At 32.4% G+C, this 16,986-nt stretch carries 20 protein-coding genes and 1 tRNA gene; 10 read left to right on the forward strand and 11 right to left on the reverse strand.

Translation table 11 applies throughout. The features are described 5' to 3' along the window. Positions 1-19: 19 nt before the first annotated feature. Positions 20-430 (forward strand): DUF4293 domain-containing protein, encoded by a 411-nt coding sequence (locus Q0891_RS05015; protein ID WP_299099354.1) that lies wholly within the window; start codon positions 20-22, stop codon positions 428-430. A gap of 63 nt (positions 431-493) precedes the next feature. Here Q0891_RS05015 and Q0891_RS05020 read toward each other — a convergent pair whose 3' ends face one another. Continuing rightward, on the reverse strand, positions 494-988 hold the full coding sequence (locus tag Q0891_RS05020) for a metallophosphoesterase family protein (RefSeq protein WP_299099356.1): 495 nt from the start codon (positions 986-988) through the stop codon (positions 494-496). 96 nt (positions 989-1,084) lie between these two features. On the opposite strand from Q0891_RS05020, the gene truA reads away from it, so the two are divergent. Both truA and Q0891_RS05030 read left to right on the forward strand, forming a co-directional pair. Next, positions 1,085-1,831: a tRNA pseudouridine(38-40) synthase TruA gene (truA, locus tag Q0891_RS05025; protein ID WP_299099680.1), complete on the forward strand. Its 747-nt coding sequence runs from the start codon at positions 1,085-1,087 to the stop codon at positions 1,829-1,831. A gap of 28 nt (positions 1,832-1,859) precedes the next feature. Continuing rightward, positions 1,860-3,629 (forward strand): ABC transporter ATP-binding protein, encoded by a 1,770-nt coding sequence (locus tag Q0891_RS05030; RefSeq protein WP_299099358.1) that lies wholly within the window; start codon positions 1,860-1,862, stop codon positions 3,627-3,629. Between the two features lie 96 nt (positions 3,630-3,725). Here Q0891_RS05030 and Q0891_RS05035 read toward each other — a convergent pair whose 3' ends face one another. From Q0891_RS05035 to folP, 4 genes are read right to left on the reverse strand one after another with little or no spacing between them, the layout of a single operon-like run. After that, positions 3,726-4,505 carry a DUF3667 domain-containing protein gene (locus Q0891_RS05035; protein WP_299099360.1) on the reverse strand — a complete coding sequence of 260 codons (780 nt, stop codon included), beginning with the start codon at positions 4,503-4,505 and terminating at the stop codon, positions 3,726-3,728. Further along, entirely contained in the window at positions 4,505-5,287 is a 783-nt protein-coding gene (gene cdaA / locus Q0891_RS05040; protein ID WP_299099362.1) for a diadenylate cyclase CdaA, read from the reverse strand. The genes Q0891_RS05035 and cdaA overlap by 1 nt, the downstream gene beginning before the upstream one ends. A gap of 35 nt (positions 5,288-5,322) precedes the next feature. Then, the gene (locus Q0891_RS05045) at positions 5,323-6,066 is read right to left on the reverse strand and encodes a hypothetical protein (protein ID WP_299099363.1); all 744 of its coding nucleotides are present in this window, start codon (positions 6,064-6,066) and stop codon (positions 5,323-5,325) included. Positions 6,067-6,069: 3 nt separating this feature from the next. Next, positions 6,070-6,897 (reverse strand): dihydropteroate synthase, encoded by an 828-nt coding sequence (folP, locus tag Q0891_RS05050; RefSeq protein WP_299099364.1) that lies wholly within the window; start codon positions 6,895-6,897, stop codon positions 6,070-6,072. A 189-nt stretch (positions 6,898-7,086) separates the two neighbouring features. Here folP and Q0891_RS05055 point away from each other — a divergent pair, with 189 nt between their 5' ends. The 6 genes from Q0891_RS05055 to Q0891_RS05080 all read left to right on the forward strand — a co-directional run bounded on the left by Q0891_RS05055 (position 7,087) and on the right by Q0891_RS05080 (position 12,290). Then, on the forward strand, positions 7,087-7,629 hold the full coding sequence (locus Q0891_RS05055) for a DUF1599 domain-containing protein (protein WP_299099366.1): 543 nt from the start codon (positions 7,087-7,089) through the stop codon (positions 7,627-7,629). An 18-nt stretch (positions 7,630-7,647) separates the two neighbouring features. Continuing rightward, entirely contained in the window at positions 7,648-8,742 is a 1,095-nt protein-coding gene (locus Q0891_RS05060; RefSeq protein ID WP_299099368.1) for a BT_3928 family protein, read from the forward strand. Positions 8,743-8,899: 157 nt separating this feature from the next. Next, positions 8,900-9,976 carry an ABC transporter permease gene (locus Q0891_RS05065; RefSeq protein ID WP_299099682.1) on the forward strand — a complete coding sequence of 359 codons (1,077 nt, stop codon included), beginning with the start codon at positions 8,900-8,902 and terminating at the stop codon, positions 9,974-9,976. Positions 9,977-10,166: 190 nt separating this feature from the next. Beyond that, positions 10,167-10,916: a triose-phosphate isomerase gene (gene tpiA / locus Q0891_RS05070; RefSeq protein ID WP_299099370.1), complete on the forward strand. Its 750-nt coding sequence runs from the start codon at positions 10,167-10,169 to the stop codon at positions 10,914-10,916. 200 nt (positions 10,917-11,116) lie between these two features. Then, positions 11,117-11,953, forward strand: a complete 837-nt coding sequence (gene prmA / locus Q0891_RS05075) for a 50S ribosomal protein L11 methyltransferase (RefSeq protein WP_299099372.1) — start codon at positions 11,117-11,119, stop codon at positions 11,951-11,953. A gap of 64 nt (positions 11,954-12,017) precedes the next feature. After that, complete coding sequence (locus tag Q0891_RS05080; protein WP_157362944.1) at positions 12,018-12,290, forward strand: ATP-dependent Clp protease adaptor ClpS; 273 nt, start codon at positions 12,018-12,020, stop codon at positions 12,288-12,290. 141 nt (positions 12,291-12,431) lie between these two features. Here the strand turns inward: Q0891_RS05080 and Q0891_RS05085 are convergent, their stop codons facing one another. From Q0891_RS05085 to Q0891_RS05110, 6 genes are all read right to left on the reverse strand, one after another. Further along, on the reverse strand, positions 12,432-12,701 hold the full coding sequence (locus Q0891_RS05085) for a heavy metal-associated domain-containing protein (protein WP_299099374.1): 270 nt from the start codon (positions 12,699-12,701) through the stop codon (positions 12,432-12,434). Between the two features lie 107 nt (positions 12,702-12,808). Continuing rightward, on the reverse strand, positions 12,809-14,215 hold the full coding sequence (locus Q0891_RS05090; RefSeq protein ID WP_299099375.1) for an MBL fold metallo-hydrolase: 1,407 nt from the start codon (positions 14,213-14,215) through the stop codon (positions 12,809-12,811). A 71-nt stretch (positions 14,216-14,286) separates the two neighbouring features. Continuing rightward, positions 14,287-15,090: a sulfite exporter TauE/SafE family protein gene (locus tag Q0891_RS05095; protein ID WP_299099377.1), complete on the reverse strand. Its 804-nt coding sequence runs from the start codon at positions 15,088-15,090 to the stop codon at positions 14,287-14,289. A gap of 1 nt (position 15,091) precedes the next feature. Next, positions 15,092-15,508, reverse strand: coding sequence for a DUF6691 family protein (locus tag Q0891_RS05100; protein WP_299099379.1), 417 nt, complete (start codon positions 15,506-15,508; stop codon positions 15,092-15,094). A gap of 2 nt (positions 15,509-15,510) precedes the next feature. Next, on the reverse strand, positions 15,511-16,068 hold the full coding sequence (locus Q0891_RS05105) for a YeeE/YedE thiosulfate transporter family protein (protein ID WP_299099381.1): 558 nt from the start codon (positions 16,066-16,068) through the stop codon (positions 15,511-15,513). Positions 16,069-16,123: 55 nt separating this feature from the next. Then, positions 16,124-16,759: a Crp/Fnr family transcriptional regulator gene (locus tag Q0891_RS05110; protein ID WP_299099383.1), complete on the reverse strand. Its 636-nt coding sequence runs from the start codon at positions 16,757-16,759 to the stop codon at positions 16,124-16,126. An 85-nt stretch (positions 16,760-16,844) separates the two neighbouring features. Here Q0891_RS05110 and Q0891_RS05115 point away from each other — a divergent pair. Further along, positions 16,845-16,918 (forward strand) — tRNA-Arg (locus Q0891_RS05115). Positions 16,919-16,986 lie beyond the last annotated feature (68 nt).

Below are 16,986 nucleotides of genomic sequence, written 5' to 3' on the forward strand. Positions count from 1 at the left end.
AGAGCTTTTTTAGTAAAATATGATTCAACGCATTCAAACCTTATATTTATTTTTAGCCGCAGGTATTTCTGCAGGCTTAATATTTGTGTTTCATTTGTGGTTAAATAATGAAGGCGTTAAAGTATTCGCCTTAGATAATTACACATATCTAGGCTTATTTTTAGGATCTGCATTATTATCATTAATTTCAATTTTTAGTTTTAAAAACAGGAAGTTTCAATTTGTTTTGGGACGACTCAATATAATATTAAACTTTATTTTACTAGGAATCTTTGTATATCAATCGCAAAATTTATCTGGAGAAACTAACGTTTCTGAGAAAGGTATTGGGATTCTTCTTCCTATTTTTTCTATTGTGTGTTTAGTCTTGGCTAACAAGGCTATTAAAAAGGATGAAGATCTTGTGAAATCTGTAGATCGATTACGATAGACCTAAAATCTTAGTAGTATTAGTGTGAAAAACCCAGGCGCTGCCGTCTGGGTTTTTTGTTTTTTATCGGGTTTCAAATTCTATCACTTCCAAGTCTGTTATATTTTTACCTTCAATTTTAAAACGAAGCATCGTTCTCACTTTATGAAAGCCATGTTTACCTGCAGCTCCAGGATTCATGTGTAGTAAATCTAATTTTTTGTCTGGCATCACTTTTAAAATATGTGAATGACCTGTGATAAATAGATCTGGCGGATTTGCAGCTAAAGCCTCTTTTACTTTATTACTATACTTTGGTGGATAACCACCAATGTGAGTAATCCAAACATCAACACCTTCGCACATAAATCTATTATGTAAAGGGAATTCAGCTCTTGCTTTAGCGTTATCGATATTCCCGTAAACGGCTTTTAAAGGTTTTAGTTCTACAATACGATCAGTTACTGATAAGTCGCCAATATCACCAGCATGCCAAACTTCATCAGCTTGTTTTACATATTTTAAAATAGCATCATCAATGTAACTATGTGTGTCAGATAAAAGGAGAATTTTTTTCATATTTGCTTTTTACGAAGACAGAAATCTTATTAATTATTTAGGATTTCTTTAGCATCTAAAACTGTAACTTTGCATTTAACAAAAGTAAGATTTCTATTGCGATTTTTCATAGAACTTTCATATAATGGTAGAGCATATCATGGTTGGCAAAACCAACCCAATGCTATTTCTGTGCAAGAAGTATTAGAAAAGGCTTTGTCTACTATTTTGAAAGCTAAAATTTCAATTATGGGAGCAGGTAGAACAGATGCTGGTGTACATGCATCACAGATGTTTGCTCATTTTGATTTTGATGGCGAATTTCAATCGAAAGATTTAGTGTATAAGCTCAATTCGTTATTACAAAAAGATATTGCCGTTACATCTATTTTTGAAGTAAAACCTGAAATGCATGCGCGTTTCTATGCAACGAGCAGAACATATAATTATAAGATTTCTACTTCAAAAAATGTTTTTGATTATGATTATGCTTATCTCGTACATCTACCTCTTAATCTAGAAGCGATGAATGAGGCTTGCAAAATTCTATTTCAATATAAAGATTTTCAATGCTTTTCTAAGTCGAATACAGATGTAAAAACGTATAATTGTGATATAATGGAAGCCTTTTGGGAACAAAAAGAACATCAGCTAATATTCACAATTAAAGCAGATCGTTTTTTGAGAAACATGGTAAGAGCTATTGTTGGCACGATGGTAAATATTGGTTTAGGAAAATTAAATCCAGAAGATTTACATCATATCATTACTTCTAAAAATAGGAGTGAAGCCGGATTTTCGGTGCCAGCACATGGCTTATATTTAGAAGAAATAGTGTATCCTGAAACAATTAAAATAAACTAAAAAGATACTGAAGCAAGTTCAGTAGAAGATGGCAGAAAAGGAAAAGAAAATATTTGATGTATCGTTGTTTACACGATTACTGCAGTACATAAAACCGTATCGCACTGTTTTTGTAATTTCATTAATTTGTGTTGTTGGCTTAGCAGTTTTTGGAGCACTTAGACCTTATATTTTAAAAGAAGCTATTGACGTGCAAATAGCAGATAAAAAATACAATGGCTTTGTCTTGTATATGGTTATTATGCTTGTGCTCTTAATTTTAGAAGTTATTTCTCAACTCCTGTTTATTTATTATGCAAGTTGGTTAGGGCAGTCTGTGGTTAAGGATATCAGAGTTAAGCTGTTTAAGCATATGCTTAAATTTAAAATGACCTATTTCGATAAATCTTCGGTAGGTGTGTTAATTACAAGAGCAGTAACTGATATGGAACGTATAGCAGATATATTTGGGCAAGGTCTGTTTATGATTTTTAGTGATATTCTGAAAATGTTAGTAGTAGCAGGCTTTATGGCATTTATAAATTTAAAGCTTAGTCTTATTGTTTTTGTGACCATGCCAATCGTGTTGTTTGCAACAAAGATCTTTCAGAAATATATGAAACGTGCTTTTGAAGATGTACGTACGGAAGTTTCTAATTTAAACTCATTTGTGCAAGAACGTGTAACAGGAATGAAAATTCTTCAATTGTTTACAAGAGAAGAAACGGAATACAAGAACTTTAAAGCCATTAATGAACGTCATAAAAACGGTTGGATAAAAACGGTTTGGTATAATTCCATATTCTTTCCTATTGCTGAGTTTTTAGGATCATTAACTTTGGCAATGGTTATTTTAGTTGGTGGATTTGATGCGCTCACAAAAGTGCCAGGTACAACACTAGGTGATTTAATTTCATTTACGATGTTTATTCCAATGTTGTTTAGACCATTAAACCAAATCGCCAATAAATTCAACACCTTACAAATGGGAATGGTGGCTGCAGATCGTGTTTTTAAAGTATTAGATACAACATCTAATATTGATGATTCTGGTACTATTGAGGCTAATCATTTTAAAGGTGCTATTGCGTTTAGTGATGTAAGATTTTCTTATGTAAAAGATGAAGAGGTCCTTAAAGGAATTTCTTTTAATGTTGAAGCAGGAGAAACAATTGCAATTGTAGGAGCAACTGGTGCAGGAAAATCAACGATTATTAATTTGTTGAATCGTTTTTACGATATCAATTCAGGAATTATTAAAGTCGATGACACTGATATAAAAGACATGACTTTAAGTTCATTAAGAAGCCAAATAGCAGTAGTATTACAAGATGTGTTTTTATTTGCAGATACAATTCTTAATAATATTACATTAAATAATGAAAATATTACTGAGGAAGATGTTGTGAAAGCTGCGAAGGCGATTGGGATTCATGATTTTATTTCTAGTTTGCCAAACGGTTATCATTATAATGTGAAGGAAAGAGGTGTGATGCTATCTTCTGGACAGCGCCAATTAATTTCGTTTTTAAGAGCTTATGTCACTAATCCAAGTATTTTAATATTAGATGAAGCAACGTCTTCTGTAGATTCATATTCAGAGCAATTAATACAAGATGCAACCGATAAAATTACGGAAGGTAGAACATCTATAGTTATTGCTCATCGATTAGCTACTATACAACAAGCAGATAAAATCATAGTGATGGATGCTGGAGAAATTGTAGAAATTGGTACGCACAAATCACTTCTTGAAAAAGAAACAGGTTACTACAAAAACCTTTATGAAGTACAATTTTTAAAGGCAGAAGCGGTTTAGTTTTGCTAAAAAAAAAAACTGTATTGTAAATAGGTTTGAGGTATTTATAAATTATTTTAAAAATTATACAAAAGGATTTGAAGTCTACATAATGTTTTAAATAGATAGTATTATAAATAGTAAAGTAATTATAATACCAATAATAAACATGGAGGTCAATGCGATGAAACTTGCAATGATGAATCTCAAAAATGCAGCCCAAAACGTATCTTTAAATACGCGTTTCAAAATATAGAATAAATAAAGAAGTGTTGGAATAAATAATGCTAAAGATACTATATAGTATTCAACGCCTATTATGGCGAATAAGGTTCCAAATACAGCTGTAAGTATAATAATTTGAGCATTATAATATAAATTAATAACAATATGTTCTGTGTAATTATAAACTCTTTCGTTTAAGATATAATAGGTAAACCATGTCCCAAAGGCGTAGAAGGGAACAAATAAAATATATAATATACTCTGGGATTTGCTAAAAAAATCAGTGTTGATATTTTTGAAAGGATTATCTTTTTGTGATGATGAAGAATTAAGGCCGTCCACAAAACCACTCTGAAAATCTAAAGATTCTTTAAAAAACGTACTCATTATAAATAACTGAATACCAGCTAAGGTTAATGCAATGGCAAAATATTGTAAAACATCAATATATTTTTTTCTTGTCCCATCTATATAACTAACAATAACCATTTCTGGTTTAGTAAAAAGATGAATAAAAGTGCGCAGGAATTTGTTATCTACGCAAAGAAATTGCTCATTAACTTGCGCGACTAAAACTTTTGGTTTTAATCTATTCTGAATGATTTTTGCACCACACTCGTCACAAAATTTTTGTGATTCCCTTAATGTATTATTACAGTTTTTACAGTTCACTAGCCTAAATCTTCTTTTATTTTTTGAATGAGATCGTCAGTGTTACTGAACATAACAAATTCTCCATTTTTAATATAAGATATTTGCCCTGTTTCTTCACTTACACAAAGTGCTAATGCATCAGTTTTTTCGGTAATACCAATTGCAGCTCTGTGACGTAATCCAAATCGCTCCGGAATATTCTTTTCATTGTTAACAGGCAAAATAACACGTGTCGCCTTAACCACATTTTTATCAATTATAATTGCGCCATCATGCAATGGACTATTTTTAAAAAAGATACTTTCTATGATGGGTTGAGAGACTAAAATATTCATTTCGTCTCCAGTGTTTGTCAAAAAATCGAGATTGTTGTTGCGTTCAATTACAATTAAAGCACCAGTATTTGAAGATCCCATTTTGTTACAAGCATTAATAATAGCATCAATATCTGTAGAGGTTTGATCTTCGTTTTTTAAGAATTTAAAGTTCTTAAAAATCCCTTTTTTACCACCAATATTTGTGGAGCCAACGAGCAATAAAAATTTTCTAATTTCTGGTTGAAAGACCACAATCAAGGCAATAATACCAACCTTCATAAAACCATCAAAAATGCTGTATAGCATCTGCATATTGAGATAGTCGGTTAAACGCCAAGCAAAATAAATAACAAGTATTCCGATAAAAATATTGATGGCAACAGTACCTTTTACAAGCTTATATATGTAATATAGAAGAATAGCAACGAGGAAGACATCCACGAAGTCTATAAATCTAAAATCCCAAAGTTGTAAGTTTTCCAAGCGATTAGTGTTTTTGCTAATTTAATAATTAATGTTTAGTAAATGAATTCAGTAGAGTCAATTATTATTTTCGCTGAGTCCAATTTTGATAATTCTGACTTTATTGAAATATAATCCTGAAAAGTCATGTTTTCATCAAAATAAGGTTTTAAGTAGAAAAGGTTAACCGATTTGTTAGTCCCAATTAAGAAATTACAATAATCTTGAATCATATTCTTCTCGACCTTAGCACTTCCAAAATAAATGTCTTTAATTGAATTGAATTTTATCTCAAATTCTTGAGTTATATCAGGACCTTTATGAAAACCGTTCATTAAAGAATCATTTAGCTGAGAGGTCTTTTCTTTAAGTTTTTGTTCGTTTATAATTTCTGAATAAGAAAAGTCAATTGAATATTTATAAGTCTTATAAGAAGTATCCGTAAAATCCATAAACCCCAGATTTTCAATACTTATATCATTACATGAAAAGTAATTTCTAGCCGCTTCATTTTTATGCATTTCTGCATTTCGTTTTTTGTCTTGTAAGAATTTAATGTGCGGAATAGCTTGTTTTAATGTCAAACGTTTATCTACATTAACCAGCCAATTGGTAGTAATTATTAAATTCTTTCGGTTTAATAATGTAGAATCTGGTTGTGTTTCATCATAAAATATATAAGCAGGAGACACATCTAAGACTTCTGTTATTTCTGCGTTTTCAATTTCTGGCAATAGTAGAACACGTTCGTTATCACAGCTAAAGCAACATAGAATGATTAAGAGATATATAATGCGCATAGGTTAATTAGATTTCAGTTGATTATAAAGTGTAATACATTCCATGGCTTCTTTAACATCATGGACGCGTAATAGTTTTGCACCTTTTTGCAAAGCAACCATGTGTAAGGCGGTTGTGCCATTTAAAGCTTCTTGTGAGGTTGAATTCAAAGTTTTGTAAATCATAGATTTTCTAGAAATTCCAGCAAGGATAGGCTTGTCTAGCATCTGTAATAACTCTAATTGGTTTAATAATTCAAAATTTTGTTCTGTTGTTTTTGCAAATCCAAATCCAGGATCAACGATTATATCATTAATTTTTTCTTGGTGTGCAGCTTCAATACGTTCGGCAAAATAAGAAATTACTTCTTTGGTTAAATCAGTGTATTGCGTTTGCTGTTGCATGGTTTTGGGCGTGCCTTTCATGTGCATCATTATATAAGGCACACTAAGTTTTCCAACGACTGCAAGCATATTAGAATCAAGTTGACCTGCCGAAATATCATTAACTAAAGCAGCACCAGCTTCAACACTTTGTTTAGCAACTTCACTCCTAAAGGTATCAATAGAAATTAAGATATTAGGAAAATGCTTCAATATTAACTCAATGACAGGTAAAACACGACTAAGTTCTTCGGCTTCACTAACATCATCTGCATTTGGTCTAGAACTGTACCCACCAATATCTATAAAAGTGGCTTGGTGTTTTAGCATGGTTTCCACCTGATTTAAAATTTCGGTTTCATCCTTGTATTTTCCACCATCAAAAAATGAATCTGGTGTAACATTAAGGATTCCCATTACTTTAGGCATCGATAAATCGATTAATTTTCCTTTACAATTTATATTCATGTTTCATCTTATAAAGGCCTTAAGAAAACTTTAAACCTCAAACTTTGAACTTCTAATTTATTTATGCGAAATTTACGGAAATTTTACTCGATAATCGAGAATTACATTATTCTAGTAAAGCCGTTATTCTAATTGTATTTAGGCTAACTAATTTTTTCAAACTTTATACTAGAATCTAATTTTTAATAGATGCAAGATACTTCAAAACAATACGATGCTGTTATCGCAAAATGTAGGGCACTTTTTGTAAATAAAATGAGTGATTATGGTAGTGCATGGCGCATTTTAAGATTACCATCTTTAACCGATCAGATTTTTATAAAAGCACAACGCATTAGAGGCTTGCAACAAAACGATGTTAGAAAAGTAGATGAAGGCGAAGTAAGCGAGTTTATTGGCATTATTAATTATTGTGCCATGGCATTGGTACAATTAGAAAAAGGTGTGGTGGAGCAACCAGATTTAGATACTGAAGAAGCTACAGAACTTTACGACGAAAAAATTGCGGTCACTAAGCAATTAATGCTAGACAAAAATCACGATTATGGCGAAGCTTGGCGAGATATGCGTGTAAGCTCATTAACCGATTTAATTTTACAAAAATTATTACGCGTAAAGCAAATTGAAGACAATGCTGGGAAGACTTTAGTAAGCGAAGGTATTGATGCTAATTATCAAGATATGATTAATTATGCTGTTTTTGCAATGATTCATTTAGGAGAAGGTCAATAGTTTAGAAGATATAATTTTATGAAATACATAGTACAACTTAGTAGAATATTTACAGGAATATTATTTATAATTTCAGGATTTATTAAGCTAAATGATCCGTTAGGATTTTCATACAAACTTGAAGAGTACTTTAGTGCAGATGTCTTAAATATGGAATTTTTAATTCCATTTGCGCTAGGTATTTCTGTAATTGTAGTGGTATTTGAGGTTGTTTTAGGTGTATTTCTTTTAATAGGCTATAAACCAAAATTTACCGTTTGGAGCTTACTATTAATGATTGTGTTTTTTACGTTTTTAACGTTCTATTCTGCTTATTTCGATAAAGTTAAAGATTGTGGATGTTTTGGAGATGCGCTAAAACTAACACCATGGGAAAGCTTTACAAAAGATTTAATCTTACTTGTTTTAATTTTAATATTGTTTGTGGGCATAAAACATATCAAACCAATTTTCACCAAACTGCCAACAACAATTATTGCTTTGTTAAGTTTTATAGTTTCACTTTGGTTTGGTTACCATGTTTTAATGCATTTGCCATCTATTGATTTTAGAGCATATGCCATTGGTAAAAACATACAAGAGCAGATTATAACGCCTGAGGATGCGCCAAAGCCAGTTTCAGAATATACTTGGACGTTTAATGTAAATGGCGAAAACCAAGAGTTTATTACAAATGGTAGTTATCCAAAAGTAGATGGAGAATATGTGAGTGTAGAAACTAAAGTCATTGATGAAGGATACATTCCACCAATTCAAGATTTTACGATTGAAGTCGATGGAGAAAACCAATTAGACTATTTCTTAGGTATAGATAAATTACTAATTATTACCATTTATGCTAAAGAGAAAACCGAAGCACAAGGTGTAGCTGAGATAAAAGCATTAACTGATAGAGCTATAGCAAAAGGATATACTGTAATTGGTATTTCGGCTTCAAGTTCAGATGATATGGCGCAATTGGCTAAAGAGAACGATCTTAAATTTAACTTTTATGCTACCGACGAAAAAGTGGTAAAAACCATAGTGCGTTCTAATCCAGGTGTCATAATTTTAAATAAAGGCACAGTGGTGAACAAAGCTCACTGGAATGATTTTGAAGATGTAGAATTGTAGTATTCGGTTTTCAGTGTTCAGTAAGCAGTTCACAGTATTCAGTAACAGTAAGCAGTAGTCAGTATCTAGTTATAGGTTTACTCTATGAATTGCGTAATTTATAAATTTTGAATTCAATTTTTTAACAACCAACAACCAACAACCAACAACCAACAACCTGATACGATATTTAATAAATAAAATCTTCTACGCATTCATCACTTTATTAGGTGTAGTAACAGTCATTTTCTTTTTATTTAATATTCTACCAGGTGATCCGGCAAAAATGATGTTAGGTCAAAATCAAACAGCAGAACAAGTCACAGCAGTAAAGCAAAAGTATGGATTCGATAAACCCATTGGGACACAATTTTTATATTATCTCAATGATTTATCACCAATTTCATTTCATTCAAATTCGCAATCAGATTACACGTTTTTAAGTCCAAATAAATATGCAGCAACAGAACTATTTACCATAGGAAATACAACAACAGTTCTAAAAGCACCATACCTTAGAGAATCCTTTACCAAACAAGGCAAAAAAGTAACGCAAGTTATAGGCGAAACTATTCCAAATACCTTTGTTTTGGCAGTTTCAGCCATTGTAATAGCAATAATTTTAGGTATTATTTTCGGAATCATTTCAGCATTATATAAAGACACTTGGATAGATAAAACCATTCAAATTTTAAGCACATTTGGTATGAGTGTACCATCGTTTTTTTCTGCCATTCTTTTCGCATGGTTATTTGGCTTTGTTTTACACAAATACACCAATCTAGAAATGACTGGTAGCTTATATGAGCTAGACGATTTTGGAGAAAAAATGACTATAAAATGGAAAAACCTTATACTGCCAGCAATTGTTTTAGGTATAAGACCATTGGCAGTAGTCATTCAATTAATGCGAAATTCATTATTAGAAATCCTCAATCAAGATTACATACGTACCGCTAGGGCAAAAGGCTTAAGTGAGTTTCAGGTTATTAAAAACCATGCCGTAAAAAATGCATTAAATCCAGTGGTTACGGCAATTTCAGGATGGTTTGCATCCATGCTAGCAGGCGCTGTTTTTGTAGAGTATATTTTTGGGTGGAATGGCCTCGGAAAAGAAATTGTAAACGCGCTAAACACCTTAGATTTACCTGTAATAATGGGTGCCGTTTTAGTCATTGCCATTATCTTCATAACCATCAATATTTTTGTAGATATCATCTACGCATGGTTAGACCCAAGGGTAAAACTATCATAAAAAAAATGACAGATTTTTTTACAATTTAGCGATTCAACTTAACAACAAAAAATAATTCGCATTTCTACAACGTTTGCGCTGATTATTTGAGCTTTCAGACCAGATTTGTGTCGTCTTTTTATCTTATTTTTGTATTGTAAAATTACAAGTCAATAAACACTTCTTTTTTAAGAAGTTAATACATAACATTATGAGAAAAAACATAGTAGCCGGAAACTGGAAAATGAACAACGATTTAGCACAAACTGAAACGTTAATTACAGCCTTACAAGGTCAAACCAAAACCTCAAATGCAGAGGTAATGGTAGCACCAACATTTACAAATCTATGGCACGCTTTTCAATCATTAAGAGAATCAGATATAGAAGTCGTAGCACAAAACATGCACTTTGCAGAAAACGGAGCTTACACAGGCGAAATCAGCGCAAGTATGTTAAAAAGTATTGGTGTTAAAACTGTAATTTTAGGTCACAGTGAGCGTCGTGCTTATTTCAATGAAACGGATGAGTCTTTAGCCAAAAAAGTAGACGCAGCATTAGCAAATGATATGCGCGTAATTTTCTGTTTTGGAGAAGAATTAGCAGACCGTAAAGCAGGTAACGAAGAAGCTGTTGTAGGTAGCCAAATAAAAAACGCATTGTTTCATTTAGGCGCAGAAGCTTTCAAAAATATTGTGTTGGCTTATGAGCCAGTTTGGGCCATTGGAACAGGCGAAACTGCAAGCCCTGAGCAAGCGCAAGACATGCATGCGTTTATCAGAAAAACATTATCAGACAAGTACGGAAACGACCTTGCAGACAGTGTTTCTATCCTTTATGGAGGAAGTGTAAAGCCTGCAAATGCGCAAGAAATTTTCTCTAAGCCAGACGTTGATGGTGGATTAATTGGAGGTGCTGCACTTAAGGCCGAAGATTTTTACGCTATAGTAAACGCGTTTTAAATTTTAACTAATTAGGGCGTTACCACAAGGGTCGCGCTATACACTATATCTTTTTATTCGGTGGCTTCTGCTTCGCTCAGCCACCAAATAAAAAGGATGCCGTTTCTATCGCTAACGCATGCAATCCAATGCTAGTGATAAAGACAAAAGTCAATTAATTACCAAGGGTTATTCAACCAATCGTATATCAAAAAAATAAGATGTCTAATACAATTTACATAGGTTACAATTTTAAAGTAAAACCACTACAACCAGCCACCGAAATTCTAATTGCAGAACTCGGTTACGCAGGTTTCGAAAGTTTTGTAGAAACCGAAGAAGGAGTAACTGCATACATTCAAAAAGAGGAATGGAATGAAAACATCTTAGATGATATCTATATTTTAAGTTCAGAGGAGTTTGAAATTACATCAGAATTCAACGAAATAGAGCAAACCAACTGGAATGAGGAATGGGAGCAAAACTTTAACCCAATCATTGTGGATGATTTAGTATCTGTACGTGCACCATTTCATGAAAAACCAGACACTAAATACGATTTAATTATAGAACCCAAAATGAGTTTTGGTACAGGTCATCATGAAACCACACATATGATGATTCAGCATATCTTAAGAAACGATTTTACGGGTAAATCGGTTTTAGATATGGGTTGCGGAACAGGTGTTTTGGCTATTTTAGCAGAGAAAGTTGGTGCAACTAAACTAGATGCTATTGATATAGATAATTGGTGTTACCTAAATAGTTTAGAAAATGTAGAACGTAACGATTGTCATAACATTTCAGTTTACGAAGGTGATGTAAAGTTGTTAGAAGGTAAAACGTACGATAGCATCATTGCTAATATCAATAGAAACATTCTTTTATCAGATATTCCAAGTTATGCCAAATGTTTAAACACTAATGGAACACTGTTTTTAAGTGGGTTTTATGAAGAGGATATTCCAATTATAACGGCAGAATGTGAAAAACACATGTTAAAATTGAATGAAACTATACAAAAAGGACGTTGGGTATCGTTAAAATTTATAAATTAGTAGAGATTAACAAATAGAGTCTGTCACACTAAGTACACAAAACGTACTTAAAAAGCGATTTAAGATGACAAAAGAAAAATACTCAGAAGAGCTGCTTTTACAAGAAGAAGTCGTAAAAGAAAATGAAATTGTGTTGTTTAATGATGAGGTTAATACCTTCGACCACGTTATAGATACTTTAATATATGCATGTGACCACATGCCAGAACAAGCCGAACAATGTGCTTTATTAGTGCATTACAAAGGTAAGTGTACGGTAAAAACTGGGCCTTACGAAGATTTAGAGCCTAGATGCTCTAAGCTTTTACAAGCAGGCCTTAGTGCAGAAATAGTTTAATAAAAAATCCCACGTTGAGTGGGATTTTTTATTTGTAACCTTTGCTAATTCTGTCATTCTGAATTTGTTTCAGAATCTAATTTATAATGTTACGAGATTCTGAACCAAGTTCAGAATGACAAACATAGACTATAATTAGGTTTACTTCGTCATTCTACCAACAGCACAACTCACAAAAGACTTTGCCTTTTTTGGTAATGAGTTAGCATCTCCAACAATAGGGTAACCTAAATCTGATAACTTCTGTTTTACAGATTCAATTTCAGTTACAGAAACCGTATTAAAACTGACTTCATCAGTATCGTTATTAACTTCAACTTCAGAAATCCCATCTAGTTTAGATAATTGTGTCACGATTGTATTTGCACAACCACCACATTTTAAGTTCTGTATGTTAAATGAATTTTTCATGTTTATTAGTTTTTATAGACTACTACTTGAGTCTTATTTTTCATTATTAATGATTTAAAAAAGACCTGCTAGGTTTTTAAAACCTGCTAGGTCTAGTCATTATTTATCTATAATGTTGTAGGACAAACAAAATCAGTTACTGGTAAATCTGTATTTTTAATAGCACCAAAACCACCTTCAACATCAATTAAATTATTATAACCTCTTGCTTTTAAAATAGACTCGGCAATAACAGAACGATAACCTCCAGCACAATGTACATAATAGGTTTTGTCTTTATCTACCTCGTTCATCTTTTCATTAATAAAGTCTAAAGACAAGTGTTGTGCATCTTCTATATGAGATGATAAATACTCGCCATCCTTTCTTACATCTAAAATATTAAGTTTGCTTTCTTTGGCTTTTGCGGCAAATTCTTCAGCTGAAATAGATTGTAAGGTTTCAATGTCTTTTCCGGCGTTTTGCCAAGCTTCTAATCCACCTTCAAGATAACCTAAGGTATTATCATAACCAACACGCGATAATCTTGTTACAGCTTCTTCAGATTTACCTTCAGGAACTACCAAAACAATAGGTTGTTTAATGTCTTTAATTAAAGCACCAACCCAAGGTGCAAATCCACCATTTAATCCTATAAAAATAGATTTAGGAATATGTGCTTTTATAAAGTCGGCTTGAGTTCTAACATCTAAAACTAATGCAGCCTCATGGTTAGCCATAGCTTCAAACTCTTCTGGATTAAGTGGCACGTTTCCTGTTTTTAAAACAGTTTCAAACGTATCGTAACCCATTTTATTCATAATTGCATTTTTAGCAAAATATTGTGGAGGAGGAGCAATGCCATCTAAAACTTCTTCAACAAATTCGGCTTTTGTCATATCTGCACGCAGCGCATAATTTGTTTTTTTCTGTTCGCCTAAAACACCAACAGTTTCTTTGCTTAAATTTTTACCACAAGCAGAACCAGCTCCATGTGCAGGATAAACGATAACATCATCTTCGAGCGTCATTATTTTATTTCGAAGCGAATCGTATAACATGCCAGCTAAATCTTCTTTTGTTAAATCAGATTTAATCGCTAAATCTGGTCGGCCGACATCACCTAAAAATAAAGTGTCACCAGAAAAAATAGCGTGATTTTTTCCATTTTCATCAATTAAAAGATAAGTTGTAGATTCTAAAGTGTGTCCTGGTGTATGTAATACTTTAAGCGTTACATTTCCAAGTTTAAGCTCTTCACCATCTGTTGCAGTATGTATGTTATATTCTGTAGTTGCTCCAGGTCCAAATACAATTGTTGCTCCTGTTTTTTTAGCCAAATCTACATGTCCAGAAACAAAATCAGCATGAAAATGTGTTTCTAGAATATATTTAATTTTTGAATTGTTAGCTTCTGTTTTGTCAATATACTGCTGTACTTCCCTTAAAGGGTCTATTATAGCAACTTCTCCTTCTGATTCAATATAATAAGCACCTTGTGCTAAACAGCCAGTATATAATTGTTCAATTTTCATAAATAGTAGATATTATAGTGCAAATTTACAAAAGTTCATTTTCCGAAATGTGATATTTGTCACAAAGTCTGTTAAAATAACTCTTTATAAGTAATATAAATTGCCATGATTAAAGTGAAATAGCCAAAGCCTCTTTTTAAGCCTTTAGCGCTAATTTTTTTAGATAACGCTAACCCAATAAATATGCCAATTATTGAAATGATAGTAAATCTAATTAAGAAATTCCAGTCAATTTCTATGGTATTTAAATCGCCTAAAAATCCTATTAAAGATTGTATTGCTATGATAAATAAAGAGGTACTTATTGCTTTTTTGATAGGTAGTTTGACTAAAAGGACCAATGCAGGTACAATTAAAAATCCACCACCAGCACCAACCAAGCCAGCTAATGCACCAATACCAATGGCTTGTGTACCAATAGCTAAGTAATGATTACTGTCGTACTCCTTTATTTCTTGCTCAGTTGTGATTTCTTTAGACTTTATCATAGACCAACCTGCTAAAAGCATAATGAGCGCAAAAACTAACATTATAAAAAGAGAATTGGTTAAGTGAAACTTGCCTATCGAAAATAAAACATCTGGTAGGTTAGGTATCACTAAGCTTCTCATCATAAAAACAGCAAGAATTGAGGGTATTGCAAAAATTATTGCTGTTTTAAAGTCGATTGTTTTTTTTCTAATATTTCTAAATGTTCCTATTAATGAAGTACTACCAACCACAAATAGAGAATAACTAGTAGCTACAATAGGACTAAATCCTAAAAAATAAACCAAAATAGGAACTGTTAAAATAGAGCCACCTCCTCCTATAAGTCCAAGAACGAGTCCAACAATTAATGCACCGAAGTAGCCTATTATCTCAGTTAATTCCATTTTAATGTGGTAGTTTATCTTTTGTTAAGCCGTACACATAAGTTCCTAGTAATGCAGCAGCAATTACAACTAATATAGAGAATGCACCAGTACCAATTAAGATGTACATTGGACCAGGACATGCGCCACATAGTGCCCAACCTAAACCAAAAATAATGCCTCCTAAAATATAACGAATGAATCCACGATCTTTTAAAGGCACTCTTAAAAATGAACCTTCTATGTTTTTAATTTTAATTTTTTTTGAAACTAATAGTAAAATTATTCCTGTTATAACGGCAGAACCAATAATACCATACATGTGGAAGGACTGAAACTTAAACATTTCAAAAATACGATACCATGAAACGGCTTCAGATTTTACTAAAACAATACCGAATACCATACCTACGGTTAAAAATTTTAAATACTTTCCCATAATTAAAATAGTATTGGATATATAAGATGAATCATAATTAAACCTCCAGCAAAAAAGCCTATTACAGCAATTAATGATGGTAATTGCAAACTGCTTAAGCCTGTAATCGCATGGCCAGATGTGCAACCACCTGCATAACGCGTACCAAAACCAACTAGAAACCCACCTACAATTAGTATTAAAATACCTTTAATACTAAAGACAGCATCCCAACTAAATAATTCTGGTGGTACTAAACTTTGCCCAACATTACTAAATCCAAATGCGTTTAAATCTTTTATGGTGGCTTCACTTAGATTAATATTTGTTGGATTAGACAATAGATAATGAGCAATAAATCCACCTAAAATTGCACCTAATACAACAACGAGATTCCAGCGTTGGCTTTTCCAATCGAATTTAAAGAATTCAACACGTTTACCAGCACCTCCAATGGCGCATAAGGTTCTTAAGTTAGATGACATGCCAAAAGTTCTTCCAAAATAAAGGAGAAGAAACATTATTATTGCCAACAAAGGTCCAGTAACAAACCAAGGCCAAGGTTGTAAGATGTATTCCATATTAATAGATAGTAAAAATAAGTTAGTTGAAAAAAAGGTTGTGTGACAAAAGTTGCTAAAAGTCTAAAACAGAGATTTTATTTCTGCCAAGTTCTATTTTATTTTCGCGTTCTAGCTGTTTTAAAAGTCTTGAAATAACTACTCGTGAGGTGTGCAGGTCTTCTGCAATTTCTTGATGCGTAATTTCTAGATTAGTGGAAGCAGAAAGTTTAACGTGATCTGTGAGGTATTTAAATAAACGTTCGTCCATTTTCATAAACGCAAGTGTGTCTATAGTTTCTAGCATTTCGTCAAAACGAATTTGATAACTTTGAAGTATAAAGTTTCTCCACGTTTCATTGGTATTAAACCAAAGTTTCATGTTTTCAATTGGTATCATTATTACTGTGACGTCTTCATCTGCTATCGCTCGTATTTTACTTACAGATTTTACCATACAGCAAGTCAATGACATGGCGCAAGTATCACCAGATTCTAAAACATAGAGTAAAAGTTCGTCTCCATTATCATCTTCTCTAAGTACTTTGATGTTTCCAGAAATTAAAAGAGGAATGTAATTTAAGTCTTGACCTATATCTATGATTATGTCTAATTTTTTAAACGTTTTTAAAAAGGCAACATTAGCAATTTTATCGATTAATTCTGAATCGAATAAGTAGTTGAATGGTTGTAATAAATCTGTAGAAATCATACCTCAAAAATACTAATTTAAAAATTTGAAATAAATAGTTTGGCTATGATTTAATAAATGTATTATATTTGCACCCACTAAAAAAGGCCTCGTGGCGCAACTGAATAGCGCACTTGATTACGGCTCAAGAGGTTACAGGTTTGAATCCTGTCGAGGTCACAAGAATATAAAGTTCATTTCTTAATTGAAATGGACTTTTTTTTTGGATTTTTTAAAAGCAGTCTCGC

Origin of the sequence: uncultured Winogradskyella sp. (assembly GCF_947498005.1) — a bacterium.
Lineage (GTDB): Bacteria > Bacteroidota > Bacteroidia > Flavobacteriales > Flavobacteriaceae > Winogradskyella.